Genomic DNA, 20,421 nt, shown 5'->3' with positions numbered 1-20,421 from the left:
CAGGGGGACGGGGATCGGGGTGGGAAGGTGCGGGAAGGCGGGTGGGGCGCGCTAGCGCGAGGTGTCGAAGACCTCGTCGCGGGTGGCCGCGAGCGCGGACTCCAGCGCGCCGCGCAGCACGGGGTGTTCGCGGACGTCGCCGACGACGAGCCGGGGGCGGGCCGCCGCCAGCTCCTCCAGCTCGGCCTGGACGAGGGCGCGGAGCACCTCGCCGCCGGCCGTCAGGACGGAGCCGCTGAGGACGACGAGTTCGGGGTCGAGCACGGAGACCAGCGAGGCGAGACCGGTGGCCAGCCGGGTCGCGTACGTCTCCAGGAGCCTGCGGTGCGGTCCACCGCCCGCGTGGTCGGCGGCGCGCGCCAGGAGCCGGGCCGCGGCCTCGGCGTGCGGGCCCGCCGGCACGTCCTCGACGCCGAGTTCGCGGGCGAGCCGCGGCACGGCCTGGGAGCCGGCCAGCTCCTGGTAGCCGCCGCTGTTCGCCTTGGTCACCTGGCGCACCAGCGGGGTGCCGGGCACGGGCAGGAAGCCGACCTCGCCGGCGCCGCCGGTCCAGCCGCGGTGCAGCCGCCCGCCGAGGACCAGGGCGGCGCCCATGCCCTCCTGGTTCCACAGCAGCACGAAGTCCGTGTGGCCGCGGGCGGCGCCGAGCCGCTGCTCGGCGACGGCGGCGAGGTTGACGTCGTTCTCGTACTCCACCGGCATCGGCAGGGCGGCGGCCAGCTCGTCGAGCAGCGTGGGGGAGTGCCAGCCGGGCAGGTGGGAGGCGTAGCGCAGGCGGCCGGTGTTGGGGTCGAAGGCGCCGGGGGTGCCGATGACCAGCCGGTGGACGTCGTCCCGGGCCAGCCCGGCCGCCTTCACGGCGCCGTCGAGGGCGTCGGTGACCTGCCGGACGACGGGCTGGGCCGGCCGCCGGCCGGGGGTGGGCAGCTCGTACTCGCCGACCGTCCGCCCGGTGACGTCGGCGACGGCGGCGCGGATGCGGTGCGGGGTGACGTCGAGGCCCGCGGCGTACGCGGCGCCCGGGTCCACCGCGTACAGCTGGGCGCTGGGCCCCGGCCGGCCCTCGCTGGTGCCGGTGGCCCTGACCAGCCCGGCGGCCTCCAGGCGGGCCAGCAGCTGGGAGGCGGTCGGCTTGGACAGGCCGGTGAGCTTGCCGATCCGGGTGCGGGAGAGGGGGCCGTGCTCCAGCAGGAGGTCCAGGGCGGCCCGGTCGTTCATGGCGCGCAGGACGCGCGGGGTGCCCGGCGTACCGGCGGTTCCTGCCATCGTGCTCGCCACCTGCCTCTCCAGCTCCCCAGCTTTTCAGCGACGCGGGGATCATGTCCATCCGCCCGACACTGTTAGGAAAGTTTCCTGTTCGGGTGGGAGGAAGGTAAGCCCAGGACGAAGGGGGCGTCAATAGACAACGCCCCCGGGGCGACGGAGTCGTCACCTCGGGGGCGCAGGGGCGCGGGCGCTACTTCCCGGCGGGTCCCGACCGCGGTGATGCGATCGGCGTCGTGGCCGCCACCTGCGGGGAGTCCGCGTTGGCGTACGCCGACGGAGCGGCCACCGCCGCCGTCGGGTCCGGGGCCTCCTCCAGGTCCTCCACGGCCGTCGCGCCGCCCACGATGCGGATGCTCGCCGCGTCGAACGCCCGCTTGATGCGCCAGCGCAGCTCGCGCTCGACCGTGACCGACTTGCCCGGCATGGTCCGCGCCGACACCCGGACGACCATGGAGTCGATGAGCACGCTGTCCAGGCCCAGCACCTCCACCTGGCCCCACAGCAGCTCGTTCCAGGGCTCTTCCTTGCTCATCTTCTCGGCGACCTCGTCGAGGATGGACTTCACCCGGTCCAGGTCCTCGCTCGCCCTGACCGTGACGTCCACGCCCGCCGTCGCCCAGCCCTGCGAGAGGTTCCCGATCCGCTTGACCTCGCCGTTGCGGATGTACCAGATCTCGCCGCCCGCGCCGCGCAGCTTGGTCACCCGCAGCCCGACCTCGATCACCTCGCCGGAGGCCACGCCCGCGTCGATGGTGTCGCCGACGCCGTACTGGTCCTCCAGGATCATGAACACGCCGGAGAGGAAGTCCGTCACCAGGTTCCGCGCGCCGAAACCGATCGCCACACCGGCCACACCGGCCGACGCCAGCAGCGGCGCCAGGTTGATCCGGAAGGTGGACAGCACCATCAGCGCGGCCGTGCCGAGGATCAGGAAGCTCGCCACCGAGCGCAGCACCGAGCCGATCGCCGCCGCCCGCTGCCGGCGCCGCTCCGCGTTGACCAGCAGCCCGCCCAGCGTGCTGCCGTCCGCCGACTGCCCGGTCCGGGTCATCCGGTCGATCAGCTGGGTGATCGCCCGCCGCACCACCGCTCTGAGCGCCACCGCCACGACCACGACCAGCACGATCTGCAGAGCCATCGCGAGCCAGGTCGACCAGTTCTGCTCCACCCAGCTCGCCGCGTTCGTCGCGCTCTCCTGGGCGTCCTGCAGCGAGCGGACGGCCGGTTCCGTCGAACCCGACGGCGACGGGGTGGGGGACGGCGACGGAGACGCACCGGCGGCCAGCAGGACGACGGGCAAGGACACGGCAGGTACCTCCATGGTGCTGCGCGGTCCGCTCCGGTGGGACGGTCAAGTTCTTCGCGGTCACGAAAAGGTCACCGGACGGACAGGACCAACACACTAACGGGGCATTGTGTGTGCCCCGCGCCGTTCCGCCCAAGGGAGACCGGTCTCACCTGGGCTTGAACACGCCATGATCCGGGGGATGCTGCAGATGTGGTCGAAAACACTCCCAGCCCGTTACCGGGACATGGTGGCGCGTCCACCAGGCATGAGGGGAGACTGACTGCAGATCGTCCCGGCGCGAGCCACGCGCCGCCGACGCCCAAGGAGGCACCCGTGCCGCACGTCCTGGTCCTCAACGCGTCGTACGAGCCGCTCGGCGTCGTACCGCTCCGTCGCGCGCTCATCCTCGTCCTGGAGAACAAGGCGGTCTCCCTCGAGGAATCCGGCGCCTACCTGCACAGCGCAACCGTCACAGTCCCCGCACCCAGCGTGGTCCGGCTCAAGCGATTCGTACGGGTTCCCTACCGGGGGCCCGTTCCTCTCACCCGGCGCGCGCTGTTCGCCCGGGACGGCGGCCGGTGCATGTACTGCGGTGGCGTCGCAACCAGCGTCGACCACGTCATCCCGCGCAGCCGCGGGGGCAAGCACGTCTGGGACAACGTGGTGGCCTCCTGCCGCCGCTGCAACCACGTCAAGGCCGACCGCCACCTCGTCGAACTCGGCTGGCGGCTGCGCCACAAACCCGCCCCGCCCACCGGGCTGGCCTGGCGCATCATCGGCACCGGCCACAGGGACCCGCGCTGGCTGCCCTACTTGCAGCCGTACGGCGCGGACGACGCCCTGGCCCGGATCGACGGCATCTCCGCCTGACGGTCCGGGCCTTCGTGCACCCCGTGGCGGGACGTCAGCCACGGGGTCCCTCGGCGCGCGCACCCCGCACCGCGTACAGGGCGGCGCCCAGCACGAACGCGATGAGCGCCGCCGCCCAGGCGCCCGGTTGCACACCGGGTTGCATCGGCCACGCCCACACCGTCGCCGCGCGCCCGCGCGCCCCCGAGGAGGCCAGGTACACGGCCGTCACGTAGCCGAACGCGGGCAGCCAGCTCAGCCGCGCCCCCAGCACCGCGGCGGCGGCCGCGGTGACCCCCGTGCAGCCGAGCGTGTTGCGGATCACCGCCGGCGGCCCGAAGACCTCCGGGTGCCCCAGCACCGCCGGCGCCAGCAGGACCGACGCCAGGGCGGCCAGGGCGAGCAGCTGTGCGAGCCGGCGGGGCCACCACGGGCGCACGGCCGTGCGGTCCAGCTCGTCCGACGGCGCGTACAGGCTCGTACCGATCACGGCGGACGCCAGCAGCGGGGCCAGGGCGACGATCGGCACCCGGCGGTCCGGGTCGAGGTAGGCGTCCAGGCGGCCCGCGGCCCACACCGCGAAGACGGCGGTGGCGGCGAGGGCGGCCAGCGCGGCGGGCAGCGCCCGGGAGCGGGCGTACAGCACGAGTCCGGTCACAGCGCCGGCACCCCCTTCACGTCGCAGCGGCCCCGGGCCGCGAAGTACGCCGACAGCCAGTCCCGGCGCTGCCGCTCGCCCATGCCGGCCAGCCTGGCCCGGGCCGCCCGGCGCTCCCGCAGCTCCGCGCGGTCGCCCGCGTCGCCCTGCGCCTGGATGCCGTCGAAGTGCTGCCGGGCCGGGAGCGGCGCGAGGTAGTGCTCCACCGCGTCGTCCGCGAGCAGCACGCGGCCGGTCGGCCACTTCTCGGCGCAGTCGCCGCGCAGCCCCAGACCGGCCACGGCCTCCCACGCGAACTGCCGCGGATCGGTCAGCCGTCCTCGCACGGCCGACCAGCCCAGGGGGGTGATGGCCGGCAGCGCGGCCTCGTCCGGGTGCGGACGGCCGGCGCGGTCCTCCCACCGCACCGGCAGGCCGCGTACGCCCCTCAGCTTCTCCGTGACCCCCGACAGCGCCTCGGTGACCTGCGGGAGCATGCCCGCGTACCGGGCGTTGACGCAGACCGCCGGAGTCGTGGACGGGTCGCAGACCTGACGCCGGGCCAGCGGGTCCGGGCGCCACAGGCCGTCCCCGGACTGCACGAGCAGCACCCCCGCGGCCACGGCCGCCGTCAGCGGCAGCAGGGCCGTCCCCCGGCGCCTCGCCGCGTATCCCAGGACGGCGGCGAGCGCGAGCCCACCGGTCCACACCGCCATCGCCGCCGGCTGCCACCACAGGGGGCGCACCTCGGCCAGGACCCGGTACGACGGGTTCAGCTGGAGCAGCGCGCCCGCGTGGCCGGCCGTCGCGATCCCGAGCCCCACGTACCCGGCCATCGCCAGCAGCGGCGCCGCGAGCCGTGCCGGCACGGCCCGCCCCACCACGTGCCCCAGCAGCGCGGCCGCCGCCAGGGCCACCGCGTCCCCGGGCAGCTGGGCCAGGTGCGGACGGTCGCCCCGCGCGTAGGGCCAGGTGGCGAGCAGGGCCAGGCCCGCCGCGAGCAGATGCCCCAGGGCCACCCACGCGGCGACCGGCAGGGCGGACGCCAGGAACCGGGCCAGCGGCGCGCGGACCACCGTCCCCCACAGCTCCTCGGTGCGGCGCCGCCGCTCCCGCCCGCCCTGCCAGCAGCCCGCGGCGGCCGCCAGCGGCACGGCGATCAGCAGGGACCCGTGCACCTCGGTCGCGGTCTCCGCCCAGGCGCCCTGCCAGCGGGCCGACGAGCCGGCGAGCAGGACACCGGTCGTCAGCAGCACCGCCGCCCCGGCGGCCGGGGCGAAGCCGCGGACGGCCTCGGCGCGCAGCGGGTGCGGGGCCCGCGCGGGCGCCTCCGGTTCGGCCACGAGCGTCATCGGACCGCCTCCCGCGCACCCGCGCCCGGTCCCCGGTGCGCGCGCAGCGCCGCCGTGTACCCGCGCTCGATCGGGTGGTCGCCCGGCCCGTCCGAGGCCGTGCCGAGCGCGGTGAGCGCCTCCGGGGTGCCCCGGTAGGCGATCCGGCCCGCGTCCAGCAGGGCGACCTCCGTGCAGGCGGCCGCCACGTCCTCCACCAGGTGCGTGGAGACCACCACCGTGGCGCGGGCGCCCAGCTCGCGCAGCAGCTCACGGAACTCCACCCGCTGCTCGGGGTCGAGACCGGCCGTCGGCTCGTCCAGCAGCAGCACACCCGGGTCGTTGACGATGGCCTGGGCGATGCCGACGCGCCGGACCATGCCGCCGGACAGCGTCCTGATCCTCGCGTCGATACGGTCCGCGAGCCCGACCCGGGCCACCGCCCGCTCCACGGCGGCCGGCACCCCTGCGGCGGGCACCTCCTTCAGCCACGCCACGTACGCCACGAACTCCCGCACGGTGAAGCCCGGGTAGTAGCCGAACTCCTGCGGCAGGTATCCCAGGCGGCGCCTGATCGCGGACCGCCCGCGCCGGTCGGCGCTGTCCTGCCCGAGGATCTCCACCCGCCCACCGGACGGCCGCGCCACCGTGGCCAGCACCCGGATCAGCGAGGTCTTCCCGGCCCCGTTCGGCCCCAGCAGCCCGTGCACACCGGTGCCGAGCGCCAGATCGACGGAGTCGAGCGCGAGGGTCTTGCGGTGCCGGACGCTGAGGCCGGTCACGCGGAGGGAACTCAAGGGGTCTCCTGTCGTGCGGGTCGGGTGGTGCGGTGGGTGAGGGGCGGGGTGGGGTGTGTTTGTTCGCCAAGCGGTCGTACGCCGGGCGGCGGGCCGCCAGGGGCGCAGCGCTGCGTACGGCCGCAGCCGCCACGGGAAGCCGGGCACGGTCACGTGCGTGCCGTCACCGCGCCGGGCGGGCGCCGCTCCTCCTCACCGGCGCGCCGGGCGGTCGTACGCCGGGCGGCGGGCCGCCAGGAGTACGGCGCTGAGTACGGCCGCCGCCGCCCACGCGCCCTGGGTCGCGGCGCCGTCGAGACAGCCGGCGAGTCGGTCGGCCAGCCGGGCGGTGGCCTCGCCGACCGGTGCGGCGGACACCGGCAGGAGCACCGTGCCCAGCCAGCCGCCCGCCGTGATCCCGGCCGCCGCCCGGCAGCCGACGAAGGAGGCCAGCGCCAGCGTGCCCAGCGTCAGCGCCAGCCCCGGCAGCAGCCAGGCCGCGGCCGCCGGGGCGCCCGAGGCGGGCAGCAGCAGGCCGGTGAGCGTCAGCAGCGGCAGGCTCACCGCGAGCACGGCGGCCGTCCGGATCAGCACCAGCCGCAGCCCGCCGGCCGGGGTGGCCGCCGTGATCTCGTGCAGCGGGTCGGCGTGCGGCCCGTACGACAGGGCGACCCCGGCGACCGGGACGACGGGGGCGACCGCCAGCAGCAGCGCCCGCGCCCCGGGGAAACCGCCCCCGTGGCCCAGCGCCATCGCGGCGGCGGCCACGACGAGCACCGCCGGCAGCCACGCCCCGCGCACGGCCGGCCCGGCGGCCCACAGCAGCCGGGCGGGACGGGACAGCGCTCCAGGGGCGCCGGCCCGCCGTACGGGGAGCGGCTCCGGGGCCCGCGCGAGCACCGCCTCCCGCACCTGCGTGAGCGCCTCCCCCGCCGCCGTACCGCGCACCGCCCGCGACACCCGGCCCGCGCAGCCCGCGCAGCTCTCCAGGTGCTTCTCCAGCGACCACGCGTCCGGCTCCGGGAGGGAGCCGTCGGCGTAGCGGGCGACGAGGTCCGCCGAGGCGTGCCAGATGCGCGCGTTGCCGTCGGTCATGCCGTGCCTCCCAGCGGGGACGGGCTCAGGTGGGCGAGCGCGGACCGCAGCTCGGCGCGGGCGCGCGCGGCGCGGGACTTGACGGTGCCCTCGGGTATGCCGAGGACGCGGGCCGCCTCCCGGGTGCTCAGACCGTCGACCACGGTCGCGCGCAGCACCTCGCGCAGCTCCGGGGAGATCCGGTCCAGGGCGGTGCCGACCTCGCCGTACTCCAGCCCGGCCAGCACCCGCTCCTCCGCCGAGGGCACCGCGGCGCCGGACGCGTACGGCCGTCCGTCCGCCGCCTCCAGCGGCGCCCCCGCCACCCGCGCGGCCCGCTCCTGCGCCCGCCGCGCGTCGACCAGCCGCCGGGCGGCGATGGTCCACAGCCAGCCGCCGGCCTCCTGCCCGCCATGCCCGGACGCCGACCGCCACACCGTGACGAACGTGTCCTGCAGCACCTCCCGGACGATCTCCGGATCCGCGCAGCGGCGGGTCAGCCGCGCGTGCAGCCAGCCCGCGTGGCGGTCGTACAGCTCGGCCATCGCCGCCGCGTCCCCCGACGCCACGGCCCGCAGCAGCGCCGCGTCCCCGCCGCCCCCGCCGTCCTTCTCCCGCTGGCCCCCCACGGGGCGGAACAGTCTCACACCCCCTCTATCGACCGCCCCCGCGCCGCCGGTTCACGGCATCCGCGCACACCTGGCGAGCACCTCGCGCGCGCCGGGTCCCGCCCCCGCCCTCACCCGATCCCCGCACATGTGCTCCACCGCACCCGGTGAGTGCCCCCGCCCTCATTGGGTAGGCCTGCCGTAACCACGCAAGACGCAGCAATCGACCCCCACCGACAAGGAGGCCCCCGTGGCCGCACCGGCTCGTCTTCCGATCCCGGCCCAGTGGAAACCCGAGGCGGACCCGTCCGCCGAGACCACCGACGCGCGGCTGTGCGTGTTCAGCGCGGAGAGCGCCTGCGCCGAGACGCCCCTGACCAGCGAGCCGCCGCTCCCCGACGCCGAGCCGCTGACCAGCGAGCCGCCGCTCTCCGACGCCGCCCCGCTGACCAGCGAGTCCGACCCGGTCCCGGACTTCTACGGCGCGGGGCTGTAGATGGCCGCGGCCCTCGACGACGAGGAACTGGCCCGGCTCGCCGAGCTGCACGGCGTCGCCACCTCCTACCGCCCCGCCCCGGACCGCACGGTCGCCGTCCCCGCCTGCGCCGTGGTGGCCGCCCTGGCCGCCCTCGGCGTCGACGCGGGCACCCCGTCCGCCGTCCGCACCGCACTCGCCGCCCGGGAACGCGAACTGCGCGAACGGCTGCTGCCGCCGACGCTCGTGCACTGGGCCGGCGACGCCAGGGGCCCCGCCGCCCTCGCCGCGCTGCCGCCCGGCACCCGGCTCCACGTCGAGACCGAGCAGGGGGAGGAGCGGGAGGGCACCCAGGGCCTGCCCGAGGGCCTGCCCCAGGGCGTCCACCGGGTCACCGCCACCGCCCCCGACGGCCGCACGGGACACGCCTTCCTCATCGTCGCCCCCGACCGGCTGCCCGCCCCCGCCGGCCGCTCCTACGGCCTCCTCGTCCAGCTGTACTCGCTGCTCTCCCGGCGCTCCTGGGGCATGGGCGACATCGGTGACCTCGCCGAGCTGGCCGGCTGGGCGGGCCGTACCGCCGGCGCCGGGTTCGTGCAGGTCAACCCGTTGCACGCGGCCGTGCCCGGAGCCCCCACCGACCCCTCCCCGTACCGGCCGTCCTCCCGCCGCTTCCCCGACCCGGTGCACCTGCGGATCGAGGAGGTCCCCGAGTTCGCGTACGTCACGGACGTCGCGGACCAGAGCCGGCTGCGGACCCTGCTCGAACGCGCCGACCGGCTGCGCGCCGACGTCCTCGACAAGGGCGCCCTCATCGACCGGGACGCCGTCTGGGAGCTGAAGCGGGAGGCCCTGGAACTGGTGCTCCGCGTCCCCCTCGGCCCCGGACGGCAGGCCGCCTACGACGCCTTCCGCGCCGAGGAGGGACGGGCCCTGGAGGACCACGCCACCTGGTGCGCGCTCGCCGAGGCCCACGGCTCGCAGTGGCAGCGGTGGCCCGAGGCCCTGCGCGACCCGCGCTCCGCCGAGACCGCACGCGCCCGCGCGGAGCTCGCCGGCCGCGTGGACTTCCACGCCCGGCTCGCCTGGCTCACCGACGGCCAGCTGCGCGCCGCCCAGCGCGCCGCCCGGGAGGCCGGGATGACCGTCGGGATCGTGCACGACCTCGCCGTCGGCGTGCACCCCGAGGGCGCGGACGCCTGGGCGCAGCAGGACCACTTCGCCGCCGGGATGTCGATCGGCGCCCCGCCCGACGCCTTCAACGCCCGGGGCCAGGACTGGGGCCTGCCGCCCTGGCGCCCCGACCGGCTGGCCGCCTCCGGCCACGCGCCGTACCGCCACCTGCTGCGCGCCCTCTTCCGGTACGCCGGAGCCGTGCGCATCGACCACGTGATGGGCCTGTTCCGGCTGTGGTGGGTGCCCCAGGGCAACCCGCCCACCGAGGGCACCTACGTCCACTACGACGCCGACGCCATGCTCGCCCTCCTCGCCCTGGAGGCCTCCCGCGCCGGGTCCGTGGTGATCGGCGAGGACCTCGGCACGGTCGAGCCCGGCGTCCGCGAGACGCTGCAGCGGCGCGGGGTGCTCGGGACCTCCGTGCTGTGGTTCGAGCGGGACTGGGAGGGCGACGGCCGCCCGCTGCCGCCCGACCGCTGGCGCGCCGACTGCCTGGCCACCGCCACCACCCACGACCTGCCGCCCACCGCGTCCCGGCTCACCGGCGACCACGTCGACCTGCGCGACCGCCTGGGCCTGCTGACCCGCCCGGCCGCCGACGAACGCGCGGAGGCCACCGCCGACGCCGCGGAGTGGCTCGCCCTGCTCGGCAGCCTCGGCCTGCTGGACAGCCCGGCGGCCGGCCCGCCCGGCACGGACGAGGAGGCGGAGGTCCAGGGCGTCCACCGGTTCCTGCTGCGCACCCCGGCCCGGCTGATCGGCGTCTGGCTGCCGGACGGCGTCGGCGACCGCCGCCCGCAGAACCTGCCGGGCACCTGGGACCAGTACCCGAACTGGCGGCTGCCCGTCGCCGACGCGCAGGGCCGGCCGGTGCCGCTGGAGGAGCTGACGGCCTCGCCGCGGCTGAGGGCGCTGCTGGAGGTGCTGCGGGATCCGGCGGACCCGGCGAACGCGGCCGGCTCGGCCTTCGCGGCGGTCACGGCGGACACGGCGGACAGGCCGGGTCGGGTGGGTCCGGGAGGTCCCGCCGGTCTGGCCGGGCCTGCCGGACCGGGCTGAGGGGCACCCCGGGCGCGCGGCGCCCGGAGGCGTTCGCTAACTTGGGGAGCGTGGACAAGAAGAACGCCCTGCGCGCCGGCGCCCTGGCCGCCGGTACGACGCTGATGATGCTGCTCATGTCGTCTCCCGCGCTCGCGCTGGCCCGGGACGACGGCGACGACCCCGGCCCGGGCCTGAGCGTCATCCAGACGCTGGGCCTGTACGTGCTGGCTCCGGTGGCGCTGTTCGTGGTCATCGCCGGCCTGGTCATGGTGCTGGACAAGTCCCAGAAGAAGAAGGACACCACCTCGTCCAACATCACCACCAAGGGCGACGCGCGGGCCACCAAGGCCTGAGTCCACCTGCTGCTCTCCCGCCGAGGGCGCCTGTCCTCCCGTCCGTGCACGGGTGAGGGCGGCGCCCTCGGCGTTTTTCCGGTCGCCGGGCGGCGCGCGGCCGTCAGGGATGGGGCGCGGTCAGGTACCGCTGCACCGTCGGCCCCAGCCACGCCACCAGCTCCGCGCGGGGCAGCCCGACCGCCGGCGGCAGCCGCAGCACGTAGCGGGTGAGCGCGAGCCCGAGCAGCTGGGCGGCGCACAGCGCGGCCCGCGCCGGGACCTGCTCCGGGTCGGGACACACCTGCCGGGCCACCGGCAGCAGCTGGTCCCGGAAGATGCCCCGCAACCGCTCGGCCCCGGCCTCGTTGGTCGCCCCGACCCGCAGGACGGCCGTCAGCTCCTCGTTCTCCTCCCACAGGGTGAGGAAGTGCGTCACCAGGGCCCGGCCGACCTCCTCGCGCGGCACCTCCCGCAGGTCGGGCAGGCGCAGGTCGAGCGTCACGGCCGCCGCGAAGAGGCCCTCCTTGCTGCCGAAGTAGCGCATCACCATCGACGGGTCGATGCGCGCGTCCTTGGCGATGGCGCGGATGGTGGCCCGCTCGTAGCCGTCGGCGGCGAAGCGTTCGCGGGCCGCGGCGAGGATGGCGGTCCGGGTGGCGTCGGAACGGCGGGACCGGCTGGTGGGCACGCTGGAGGTCATGCGAACGAGCGTAGGCCAACACACGTAGGCCAACAAGCGTTGACTCGACTCCTGGGCGGCGCTACCGTGGTCAACGAGCGTTGGCAAACACTCGTTGGTCAACGCTTGTTCGCCAACAGGCGTTGGCGACAGCGGCGCCGGCGGTACCAGCGGCAAGAGGAGGCCCCCATGAACGGCACCAGCACCGACCGCTCCACCCGTTCCCGCTCCCACGGCACCCCGGACCCCGTCGTCGTGGTCGGCTCCGGCCCCACCGGCCTCCTCCTGGCCGGCGACCTCGCCACCGCGGGCGTCCCGGTCACCGTCCTGGAGAAGCGCCCGCACCGCGTCAGCAACCTCTCCCGCGCCTTCGTCCTGCACGCCCGCACCCTGGAGCTGCTCGACGCCCGCGATCTCGCCGACGGCCTGGAGGCGGTGGGGCAGCCCCTCGACCGGCTGAACCTCTTCGGCCGCCTCACCATCGACCTCGGCGACCTCCCCTCCCGCTTCAACCACCTCCTGGTCCTCCCGCAGTACGAGGTGGAGAAGGCCCTGGAGCGGCGGGCGGTCGAGGCGGGCGCCGGCTTCCGGTACGAGACCGGGCTGACCGGTGTCACGCAGGACGCGGACGGTGTCACCGTGCGGGTGCGCGGCCCGGAAGGGCGTGAGGAGACCCTCCGTGCGGCCTACGTGGTCGGGGCCGACGGCATGCGCAGTGCCGTCCGCGAGGCGATCGGGCTGCCGTTCCCCGGCAGGTCGGTGATCCGGTCCGTGGTCCTCGCCGACGTGAAGCTGGCCGAGAAGCCCCCGGCGCTGCTCACGGTCAACGCCGTCGGCGACGCCTTCGCCTTCCTCGCGCCCTTCGGCGACGGCTACTACCGGGTGATCGGCTGGCACCGGGGGCGCGACGTCCCCGACGACGCGCCGCTGGACCTGGCCGAGGTCCGGGAGATCACCCGGCTCGCGCTCGGCCGGGACTTCGGGATGCACGACGCCCGCTGGATGTCCCGCTTCCACAGCGACGAGCGCCAGGCGCCCGCCTACCGGGTCGGCCGGGTCTTCCTCGCCGGGGACGCCGCGCACGTGCACACCCCGGCCGGCGGCCAGGGCATGAACACCGGCCTGCAGGACGCCGCCAACCTCGGCTGGAAGCTCGCCGCGGTCGCCACCGGCCACGCGGACCCCGGACTGCTGGACACCTACCAGGCCGAGCGGTACCCGGTCGGCAGGTCGGTGCTGCGCAGCAGCGGCGGCATCGTCCGGCTCGCCATGGCCAAGCGCCCCTGGACCCTGGCGGCCCGCGCCGCGCTCACCGGGTTCCTCGACGCGGTCGGCCCCGCCCGGCGCAGGCTGGCCGGCCAGGTCACCGGCATCGGCTACCGCTGTCCGGCGCCCCGCGGCGCCCACCGCCTCACCGGGGCCCGCGTCCCGGACGTCGCCCTGGCCGGCGGCGGCCGCCTGTACGAGGCCCTGCGCGGCGGCCGGTTCGTGCTGATCACGCCGGAGCCCCACGAGGGCGGCCGCGCGGACCGGCTGACCGTGGCGCGCTGGGCGAGCGACCGCCGGACGACCCTGCTGGTGCGCCCCGACGGCTACGTGGCCTGGGCGTCCGAGGCGGCCGGGGCCGCGGAGATCCGGGAGGCCCTCGCCCGGCACCTCGGCCCGGACGAGTGACCCCGCGGCCGGCTAGCCGGCCGTCGAGCGCAGCAGGCTCCGCAGCAGGCCGGCCAGGTGGCCGGCCTGTTCGTCGTCGAGGCCGGACAGGGCGTCGGTCTGCTCCGCCAGGCCCGTGCCGACCGCGTCGTCGATCAGTCGCAGCCCCTCGTCGGTGAGCGTGACCTGGAGGGCGCGCCGGTCGTGCGGGTCGGGGGAGCGGCGCAGCAGGCCGGCGCGTTCGAGCTTGTCGAGGCGGCCGGTCATGCCGCCCGTGGTGAGCATCAGCGTCGCCGAGAGGGTGCGGGGCGAGAGGGTGTAGGGCTCGCCGGCCCGGCGCAGGGTGGCCAGGACGTCGAACTCGCCGCGGGAGATCCCGTACCGCTCGTACGCCTTCTCCATCCGGTCGCCCATCGCCCGCGCGAGCCGGAAGACGCGTCCGAAGACCTCCATGGCCCGGGTGTCCAGGTCGGGCCGTACGGCCGCCCACTGACCGATGATCGCGTCGACGGCGTCCCGGGGGGCGCCGGTCTCGGGGTGCTGGCTGCTCATGGAGGGAGTATCGGCGCCCCTCCGGTCGACCGCAAGAAAGCTACTTGACGCTAAGTAGCTTAGTGCTAAGCTAATTCCATGAACCGGCCCGCGACCGTGCTGCTCACCGCCCTCGCCCCCGTCTCCTGGGGCACCACCTACGCCGTCACCACGGAGTTCCTGCCGCCGGACCGCCCCCTGTTCACCGGCCTGGTCCGCGCCCTGCCCGCCGGACTCCTCCTGCTGGCCGTCACCCGGGTGCTGCCCCGCGGCGCCTGGTGGTGGAAGGCGGCGGTGCTCGGAGCGCTGAACATCGGCGCCTTCTTCCCGCTGCTGTTCCTCTCCGCGTACCGGCTGCCCGGCGGGATGGCGGCGGCCGTCGGCTCGGCGGGCCCGCTGTGCGTGGCGGGCCTCGCGGCCGTCCTGCTGGGGCAGCGGCCCACGGCCCGCACGCTGCTCACCGGGGCCGTCGCCGCGGCCGGCGTCAGTCTCGTCGTCCTGAAGGCGGCCGGCGCGCTCGACCCCCTGGGCGTCCTGGCCGCCCTCGCCGCCACCGCCTCCATGTCCGCCGGCACCGTCCTGACCCAGCGCTGGGGACGCCCGGAGGGCACGGGCCCGCTGGCCCTCACGGCCTGGCAGCTGACCGCGGGCGGCCTGCTCATCGCGCCGCTCGCCCTCCTCGCCGAGGGCGCGCCGCCCGCCCTGGACGCCCGGGCCGCCGGCGGCTACCTGTACCTGGCGCTGGCGAACACGGCCCTGGCGTACTGCCTGTGGTTCCACGGCATCGGCCGCCTCAGCGCCACCCACGTCACCTTCCTCGGCCCGCTGTCCCCCCTCACCGCGGCGGCCCTCGGCTGGGCCGCCCTCGGCCAGGCGCTGACCCCGCTCCAGCTGACCGGCATGGCCCTGGCGTTCGGGGCGACGGTGGCGGGGCAGGCCCTCGGCCGGCCGGCCCGGAGCACCCATGCCCGGACCGCCCCGGCACGGACCGCCCCGGCACGGACCGCCCCGGCCTGGAGTACTCCGGCCCGGAACCCCGCGGCACGGACCGCCCCCGCCCGAAGGATCCCGGCACAGGGGACCCGGCGCTCCGCACGACGAAGGGGCGCCCGGCTCGATGCCGGGCGCCCCCATCCGTGCGACGCGGACTAGCCGGCCGCCGCCGCGTCCGCCGCCTGCGCCTTCAGGGCGCGCTCGACGCCCGCGCGGGACTCCGACACCAGACGGCGCAGGGCCGCGTTCGGCTCGGCCGCGGCCAGCCAGGAGTCCGTCCTCGCCAGGGTCTCCTCGGTGACCTGCACCGACGGGTACAGGCCGACCGCGATCTGCTGGGCGATCTCGTGCGAACGGGACTCCCAGACGTCCTTGACGACCTCGAAGTACTTCTCCGCGTACGGCGCCAGCAGCTCCCGCTGGTCGGTCTGGACGAAGCCGCCGATCACGGCCTCCTGCACGGCGTTGGGCAGCTTGCCGGACTCGACGACCGACGCCCACGCCTCCGCCTTGGCCTCCTCGGTCGGGCGGGCCGCGCGGGCGGTCGCCGCATGCCGCTCACCGGCCGCCGTCCGGTCCCGCTCGTACTCGGCCGCGATCTCCGCCTCGTCGAAGCGGCCGACCGCCGCGAGCCGCTGCACGAACGCCCAGCGCAGCTCCGTGTCGACGGCCAGGCCCTCGACCGTCTGCGAGCCGTCCAGCAGGGCCTCCAGCAGGTCCAGCTGCTCCGGGGTGCGGGCCGTCGCCGCGAACGCCCGGGCCCAGGCCAGCTGGTGGTCGCCGCCGGGCTCGGCCGTGCGCAGGTGGGCCAGCGTCGCCTCGGTCCAGCGGGTCAGCAGGGCCTCCCGGGCGGCCGGGTCGGCGTACAGGTCGATGGCGAGCTTCACCTGCCGGTGCAGCGACTGCACCACGCCGATGTCGGACTCCTTGCCGATGCCGGACAGCACCAGCGCGAGGTAGTCGCGGGTGGCCAGCTCGCCGTCGCGGGTCATGTCCCACGCCGACGCCCAGCACAGGGCGCGCGGCAGCGACGCCTCGAAGTCGCCGAGGTGCTCGGTGACGGCCGCCAGCGACTCCTCGTCCAGGCGGACCTTCGCGTACGACAGGTCGTCGTCGTTGAGCAGGATCACGGCCGGGCGGCGCCGGCCCGCCAGCTGCGGCACGGCGGTCAGCTCGCCGTCGACGTCCAGCTCGATCCGGTCGGTGCGCACCAGCTTGCCCGCGCCGTCCAGGTCGTACAGGCCGATCGCGACGCGGTGCGGGCGCAGGACCGGCTCGCCCTTGGCGCCGGCGGGCAGCGCCGGGGCCTCCTGGCGCACCGCGAAGGAGGTGACGGTGGACTCGGCGTCCGTCTCGATCTCCGGGCGCAGGATGTTGATCCCGGCCGTCTCCAGCCACTTGCCCGACCACGTCTTCAGGTCGCGGCCGGAGGTCTCCTCCAGGGCGCCGAGCAGGTCGGACAGGCGCGTGTTGCCGTACGCGTGCCGCTTGAAGTACGCCTGCACGCCCTTGAAGAACTCGTCCTCGCCGACGTACGCGACGAGCTGCTTCAGCACGCTCGCGCCCTTGGCGTAGGTGATGCCGTCGAAGTTGACGAGCACGTCGTCCAGGTCGCGGATGTCCGCCATGATCGGGTGCGTGGACGGCAGCTGGTCCTGCCGGTACGCCCAGGTCTTCATCGAGTTGGCGAACGTGGTCCACGAGTGCGGCCACTTCGAGCCGGGCGCGGCGGCCTGGCAGGCGATGGAGGTGTAGGTGGCGAACGACTCGTTCAGCCACAGGTCGTTCCACCACTCCATGGTGACCAGGTCGCCGAACCACATGTGGGCCAGCTCGTGCAGGATCGTCTCCGCCCGCACCTCGTACGCCGCGTCCGTCACCTTGGACCGGAAGACGTACTGGTCGCGGATGGTGACCGCGCCCGCGTTCTCCATCGCGCCCGCGTTGAACTCGGGCACGAAGAGCTGGTCGTACTTGGCGAACGGGTAGGCGTAGTCGAACTTCTCCTGGAACCAGTCGAAGCCCTGCCGGGTCACCTCGAAGATCGCGTCCGAGTCCAGGAACTCGGCGAGCGACGGCCGGCAGTAGATGCCGAGCGGCACGCTCTGCCCGTCCTTCTCGTACACGCTGTGCACCGAGTGGTACGGGCCGGCGATCAGCGCCGTGACGTACGTCGAGATGCGCGGGGTCGGCTCGAACGCCCAGACGTTGTCCTTGGGCTCCGGCGTCGGCGAGTTGGAGATGACCGTCCAGCCCTCGGGGGCCGTCACGGTGAACCGGAAGGTCGCCTTCAGGTCCGGCTGCTCGAAGGACGCGAAGACCCGGCGCGCGTCCGGCACCTCGAACTGGGTGTACAGGTACGCCTGCTCGTCGACCGGGTCGACGAAGCGGTGCAGGCCCTCGCCGGTGTTGGTGTACGCGCAGTCGGCGACGACCCGCAGGACGTTGCGGCCCTCCAGCAGCCCGGGCAGCGCGATCCGCGAGTCCTGGAAGACCTCGGCGGCGTCCAGCGCGTCCCCGTTCAGCGCGACCTCGTGCACGGCCGGTGCCACCAGGTCGATGAAGGAGTCGACGCCGCCCCGGGCGACGTCGAAGCGCACCGTGGCCACGGACCGGTAGGTGCCGCCCTCCTGCGCGCCGGAGAGGTCGAGTTCGACCTCGTACGAGTCAACGGTGAGCAGCTCCGCCCGCTGCTGCGCCTCTTCGCGAGTCAGGTTTGTGCCAGGCACGCGGTCATCTCCTCGTCATCAATGGATTGCGCCATCCTTCCATGGGAGACCCGGCGCGCGCGATGAACCCGGGCACGGCTGAGGGGGCGGTCGCGCCGGCGCGACCGCCCCCTCACCCGGCCGGTGTACTGCCGGTGTCCTACTCGGCGGCCTTCGCGGACAGCTCCGCCGCCACCAGCTCCGCGATCTGCACCGCGTTCAGCGCGGCGCCCTTGCGGAGGTTGTCGTTGGAGACGAACAGGGCCAGCCCGTTGTCCACGGTCTCGTCGCGGCGGATGCGGCCGACGTACGACGGGTCCTGGCCGGCCGCCTGCAGCGGGGTCGGGATGTCGGAGAGGGCGACGCCCGGCGCGCCGGCCAGCAGCTCGGTCGCGCGCTCCGGGGTGATCGGGCGGGCGAAACGGGCGTTGACCTGGAGGGAGTGGCCGGAGAAGACCGGGACGCGCACGCAGGTGCCGGAGACCTTCAGGCCCGGGATCTCCAGGATCTTGCGGGACTCGTTGCGCAGCTTCTGCTCCTCGTCGGTCTCGTTCAGACCGTCCTCGACGAGGTTGCCGGCGAAGGGCAGCACGTTGAAGGCGATGGGGCGCTTGTAGACCTGCGGCTCGGGGAAGTCGACCGCCCCGCCGTCGTGGGTGAGCTTGTCCGCGTCCGCGGCGGTCTTCTGCACCTGGCCGTGCAGCTCGGCCACGCCCGCGAGGCCGGAGCCGGACACCGCCTGGTAGGTGGCGACGACGAGCGCCTCGAGGCCGGCCTCCTCGTGCAGCGGCTTCAGCACCGGCATCGCGGCCATCGTGGTGCAGTTCGGGTTGGCGATGATGCCCTTGGGGCGGTCGGCGATCGCGTGCGGGTTCACCTCGGAGACCACCAGCGGGACCTCGGGGTCCTTGCGCCAGGCGGAGGAGTTGTCGATGACGACCGCGCCCTGGGAGGCGACCTTCTCGGCCAGCGCCCTGGAGGTGGCGCCGCCCGCGGAGAACAGGACGATGTCGAGGCCCGTGTAGTCGGCGGCCGCCGCGTCCTCCACCGTCACGCCGTCCAGCACGGTCCCGGCGGAGCGGGCCGAGGCGAACAGGCGCAGCTCGGTGACCGGGAAGTTCCGTTCGGTGAGGATCCTGCGCATGACCGTGCCGACCTGACCGGTGGCTCCGACGATTCCGACCCTCACGGCGACTCCCTCTGGGTGTAGTGCTGCGTGTAGTGCTTGACCGGGGCTTTTCCATCATGCGGCCGACCCCGGCCCACGTGTCCAATTCTTTGCCGGGCGCGCCCGAGGAGTGGGACGCGATCATCCGGATGCTGGTTCCGGACATTCTTCTCGGACCCCCGCTGAGCTGCAGATGTTTCCACGATCGGGGGCCTGTGCCGGAAGCTGTGCTGTCCGGCCCCTGCCCGGTCCGGTGCCGTCCACACGACGGTGTGACGTACGCCTCCGAAACGCCTTCGAACGTTCCGGGCGGGTGCGGCGTCGTAGGGGCACTGAAGGCGTGAGGGGGTGGCTTGTGCTGCGCGGAGGGGTGCGCCGTGAGCGGGGTGCGCCCGCCGGCGGCGGCGACCGCGGCGGCGAGGACCCGCTGGACGCGGCCCAGGAACGCCGGGTGCGGGCGGTGCTCGCGCTCGGCGGCGTGCCGCAGGCGGACCTGCCGGACGGGGTGCAGCAGGTCCGCCTGCGGCTGCTGGAGCGGGCCGCGAGCGGGCGGGAGGCGCCGCGGGACGTGTCGGCGTGGGCGGCGGTGGTCGCCTCCAACCTGGCCATGGACTGGCACCGGGCCAAGCGGCGCCAGGAACGGCTGGGGGAGCGGCTGGCGTCCCTGCGCGAGCTTGCGCACCCCTCCGGGGAGGAGACCAGCCTGCTGTCCCTCGCCGTCGCCCGGGGCCTGGACGAACTGCCCGGCCCGCAGCGCCAGGTGGTCGTCCTGCGCTTCTTCGCCGACCTGCCGGTGCGCGGGATCGCCGAGGAGCTGGGAATTCCCGAGGGCACGGTCAAGAGCAGGCTGCACACGGCGGTCCGCGCCCTGCGCGACCGGCTGCACGAGGACGAGGTGGTGTGACGTGGCCGCCGAACACGAGGACAGCGGGCAGCACGGCGGCATGGACGCCCTGATGGCCGCGATCACGGGCGAACCGCTCCCGCAGGACGCCCGCCGGGACCCCGCCTTCCTCGCCGAACACCACGCGGCCGAGGCCGACGTGGCGGTACTGCGGGAACAGCTGAACTGGCTCGCGGAGGCACTGACCGGCCAGCCGCGGGCCGGGGAATCCGGGGCGGAGGGGACCGCGCGGGCACCGGACGGCGAGGAGGCCGGACTCGAGGGGGCCGGGCCCGGGGGCTCCGCATCGTCCACCGGGTCTGCCGAGCCCGCGGAGCTCGCCGGGAGCACTCCCCGTAAGGAGCACCGCCCTCGGGGCGCCGGGCGTCCGGCCGGTGGGGCGCGTCCGGCCGGGGCCCCGCGGGCGGGTCGGCCGGTGGGGCGGCGGCGGGGGCTGCGGTTCGTGGTCGGTTCGGTCGGCGGGGTGGCGGCCCTCGGTATGGTCGTCGGGCTGTTCTGGCTGGGGGCGCAGCCGGGCGGTGGCGCCTCGATGGGCGGGGGCGGGAGCGCGGACGCGAAGAGCCGGGCGGACGCGCCGGCGCCCGGCGCGGGGCGGCCCGCCGACCCGGTGGCGGCGCTCGCCTGCTACCGGCTGGTCGCCGAGGGCACGGTGGCCGCCGTGGACCGGCACAGTCAGCGCCCCTGGATCCGGGTCGTGGTGACCGTCGCCCGTTCCTACAAGCCCGCGCACGGCCCGGGGCAGGTCTCCTTCCTGCTCGCCGGGGACGCGGAGCCGGCGCCGCTGCGGGGACAGCACGTGCTCGCCGGGGTGGGACGGGGCCGGCAGGACGCCGGGCTGTGGGCCGTCGGCGACGCCCGCGTGGCCGAACAGCGCGCCTGGATCACCGAGGCCCTGCCCGGGTCCCGGCACGCCACGTGCCCACGATGAG

At 75.5% G+C, this 20,421-nt stretch carries 19 protein-coding genes; 8 read left to right on the top strand and 11 right to left on the bottom strand.

Annotated features, from left to right (window positions below; genetic code table 11):
- Positions 1-51 precede the first annotated feature (51 nt).
- Together AQJ66_RS18920 and AQJ66_RS18915 are read right to left on the bottom strand one after the other, a co-directional pair.
- Entirely contained in the window at positions 52-1,266 is a 1,215-nt protein-coding gene (locus tag AQJ66_RS18920; protein WP_061923342.1) for an ROK family transcriptional regulator, read from the bottom strand.
- 190 nt (positions 1,267-1,456) lie between these two features.
- The gene (locus AQJ66_RS18915) at positions 1,457-2,572 is read right to left on the bottom strand and encodes a mechanosensitive ion channel family protein (RefSeq protein WP_244162862.1); all 1,116 of its coding nucleotides are present in this window, start codon (positions 2,570-2,572) and stop codon (positions 1,457-1,459) included.
- Positions 2,573-2,887: 315 nt separating this feature from the next.
- On the opposite strand from AQJ66_RS18915, the gene AQJ66_RS18910 reads away from it, so the two are divergent.
- Positions 2,888-3,424, top strand: a complete 537-nt coding sequence (locus AQJ66_RS18910; protein WP_061923179.1) for an HNH endonuclease — start codon at positions 2,888-2,890, stop codon at positions 3,422-3,424.
- A gap of 34 nt (positions 3,425-3,458) precedes the next feature.
- Here the strand turns inward: AQJ66_RS18910 and AQJ66_RS18905 are convergent, their stop codons facing one another.
- The 5 genes from AQJ66_RS18905 to AQJ66_RS18885 all read right to left on the bottom strand — a co-directional run bounded on the left by AQJ66_RS18905 (position 3,459) and on the right by AQJ66_RS18885 (position 7,868).
- Entirely contained in the window at positions 3,459-4,061 is a 603-nt protein-coding gene (locus AQJ66_RS18905) for a hypothetical protein (protein WP_061923175.1), read from the bottom strand.
- Positions 4,058-5,392 (bottom strand): hypothetical protein, encoded by a 1,335-nt coding sequence (locus tag AQJ66_RS18900; protein ID WP_061923172.1) that lies wholly within the window; start codon positions 5,390-5,392, stop codon positions 4,058-4,060. The genes AQJ66_RS18905 and AQJ66_RS18900 overlap by 4 nt, the downstream gene beginning before the upstream one ends.
- Positions 5,389-6,153 carry an ABC transporter ATP-binding protein gene (locus AQJ66_RS18895; RefSeq protein WP_061923169.1) on the bottom strand — a complete coding sequence of 255 codons (765 nt, stop codon included), beginning with the start codon at positions 6,151-6,153 and terminating at the stop codon, positions 5,389-5,391. The genes AQJ66_RS18900 and AQJ66_RS18895 overlap by 4 nt, the downstream gene beginning before the upstream one ends.
- 207 nt (positions 6,154-6,360) lie before the next feature.
- Complete coding sequence (locus AQJ66_RS18890; RefSeq protein WP_061923166.1) at positions 6,361-7,242, bottom strand: zf-HC2 domain-containing protein; 882 nt, start codon at positions 7,240-7,242, stop codon at positions 6,361-6,363.
- Entirely contained in the window at positions 7,239-7,868 is a 630-nt protein-coding gene (locus AQJ66_RS18885; protein WP_425264288.1) for an RNA polymerase sigma factor, read from the bottom strand. The genes AQJ66_RS18890 and AQJ66_RS18885 overlap by 4 nt, the downstream gene beginning before the upstream one ends.
- A gap of 211 nt (positions 7,869-8,079) precedes the next feature.
- Between AQJ66_RS18885 and AQJ66_RS18880 the strand changes: the two genes are divergently transcribed.
- From AQJ66_RS18880 to AQJ66_RS18870, 3 genes are read left to right on the top strand one after another with little or no spacing between them, the layout of a single operon-like run.
- Positions 8,080-8,325, top strand: coding sequence for a hypothetical protein (locus tag AQJ66_RS18880; protein WP_061923163.1), 246 nt, complete (start codon positions 8,080-8,082; stop codon positions 8,323-8,325).
- Complete coding sequence (gene malQ, locus AQJ66_RS18875) at positions 8,326-10,539, top strand: 4-alpha-glucanotransferase (RefSeq protein WP_079060280.1); 2,214 nt, start codon at positions 8,326-8,328, stop codon at positions 10,537-10,539.
- A 50-nt stretch (positions 10,540-10,589) separates the two neighbouring features.
- Positions 10,590-10,874 carry a hypothetical protein gene (locus AQJ66_RS18870; protein WP_061923159.1) on the top strand — a complete coding sequence of 95 codons (285 nt, stop codon included), beginning with the start codon at positions 10,590-10,592 and terminating at the stop codon, positions 10,872-10,874.
- Positions 10,875-10,977: 103 nt separating this feature from the next.
- On the opposite strand, the gene AQJ66_RS18865 is transcribed toward AQJ66_RS18870, so the two are convergent.
- Entirely contained in the window at positions 10,978-11,556 is a 579-nt protein-coding gene (locus AQJ66_RS18865) for a TetR/AcrR family transcriptional regulator (protein WP_061923156.1), read from the bottom strand.
- A 168-nt stretch (positions 11,557-11,724) separates the two neighbouring features.
- On the opposite strand from AQJ66_RS18865, the gene AQJ66_RS18860 reads away from it, so the two are divergent.
- Positions 11,725-13,209 (top strand): FAD-dependent monooxygenase, encoded by a 1,485-nt coding sequence (locus AQJ66_RS18860; RefSeq protein ID WP_061923152.1) that lies wholly within the window; start codon positions 11,725-11,727, stop codon positions 13,207-13,209.
- 12 nt (positions 13,210-13,221) lie between these two features.
- Here AQJ66_RS18860 and AQJ66_RS18855 read toward each other — a convergent pair whose 3' ends face one another.
- The gene (locus AQJ66_RS18855) at positions 13,222-13,740 is read right to left on the bottom strand and encodes a MarR family winged helix-turn-helix transcriptional regulator (protein ID WP_061923150.1); all 519 of its coding nucleotides are present in this window, start codon (positions 13,738-13,740) and stop codon (positions 13,222-13,224) included.
- 78 nt (positions 13,741-13,818) lie between these two features.
- On the opposite strand from AQJ66_RS18855, the gene AQJ66_RS18850 reads away from it, so the two are divergent.
- The gene (locus tag AQJ66_RS18850; RefSeq protein WP_079060279.1) at positions 13,819-14,871 is read left to right on the top strand and encodes an EamA family transporter; all 1,053 of its coding nucleotides are present in this window, start codon (positions 13,819-13,821) and stop codon (positions 14,869-14,871) included.
- On the opposite strand, the gene pepN is transcribed toward AQJ66_RS18850, so the two are convergent.
- Positions 14,868-17,441 carry an aminopeptidase N gene (gene pepN / locus AQJ66_RS18845; RefSeq protein WP_061923147.1) on the bottom strand — a complete coding sequence of 858 codons (2,574 nt, stop codon included), beginning with the start codon at positions 17,439-17,441 and terminating at the stop codon, positions 14,868-14,870. The two genes, AQJ66_RS18850 and pepN, sit on opposite strands and share 4 nt — an antisense overlap.
- Before the next feature lie 139 nt (positions 17,442-17,580).
- Positions 17,581-18,609, bottom strand: a complete 1,029-nt coding sequence (locus tag AQJ66_RS18840) for an aspartate-semialdehyde dehydrogenase (protein WP_061923144.1) — start codon at positions 18,607-18,609, stop codon at positions 17,581-17,583.
- 334 nt (positions 18,610-18,943) lie between these two features.
- Between AQJ66_RS18840 and AQJ66_RS18835 the strand changes: the two genes are divergently transcribed.
- A complete protein-coding gene (locus tag AQJ66_RS18835; protein WP_061923140.1) occupies positions 18,944-19,492 on the top strand; it encodes a sigma-70 family RNA polymerase sigma factor in 549 nt (182 codons plus the stop codon).
- 1 nt (position 19,493) lies between these two features.
- Entirely contained in the window at positions 19,494-20,420 is a 927-nt protein-coding gene (locus tag AQJ66_RS18830; RefSeq protein WP_061923134.1) for a hypothetical protein, read from the top strand.
- The last annotated feature ends 1 nt before the right edge of the window (position 20,421 follow it).

Source organism: Streptomyces bungoensis, assembly GCF_001514215.1.
Taxonomy (GTDB): Bacteria; Actinomycetota; Actinomycetes; order Streptomycetales; family Streptomycetaceae; genus Streptomyces; species Streptomyces bungoensis.
Note: the sequence above shows the minus strand (reverse complement) of the source record. Positions and strands in the feature narration are given on the sequence as shown.

What these genes read in the sequence shown, in the direction of transcription:
- malQ (WP_079060280.1), top strand. Translation starts at nt 8,326, where the DNA reads ATGGCCGCGGCCCTCGACGACGAGGAACTGGCCCGGCTCGCCGAGCTG.
- AQJ66_RS18850 (WP_079060279.1), top strand. Translation starts at nt 13,819, where the DNA reads ATGAACCGGCCCGCGACCGTGCTGCTCACCGCCCTCGCCCCCGTCTCC.
- AQJ66_RS18900 (WP_061923172.1), bottom strand. Translation starts at nt 5,392, where the DNA reads ATGACGCTCGTGGCCGAACCGGAGGCGCCCGCGCGGGCCCCGCACCCG.
- AQJ66_RS18855 (WP_061923150.1), bottom strand. Translation starts at nt 13,740, where the DNA reads ATGAGCAGCCAGCACCCCGAGACCGGCGCCCCCCGGGACGCCGTCGAC.
- AQJ66_RS18890 (WP_061923166.1), bottom strand. Translation starts at nt 7,242, where the DNA reads ATGACCGACGGCAACGCGCGCATCTGGCACGCCTCGGCGGACCTCGTC.
- AQJ66_RS18920 (WP_061923342.1), bottom strand. Translation starts at nt 1,266, where the DNA reads ATGGCAGGAACCGCCGGTACGCCGGGCACCCCGCGCGTCCTGCGCGCC.
- AQJ66_RS18860 (WP_061923152.1), top strand. Translation starts at nt 11,725, where the DNA reads ATGAACGGCACCAGCACCGACCGCTCCACCCGTTCCCGCTCCCACGGC.
- AQJ66_RS18865 (WP_061923156.1), bottom strand. Translation starts at nt 11,556, where the DNA reads ATGACCTCCAGCGTGCCCACCAGCCGGTCCCGCCGTTCCGACGCCACC.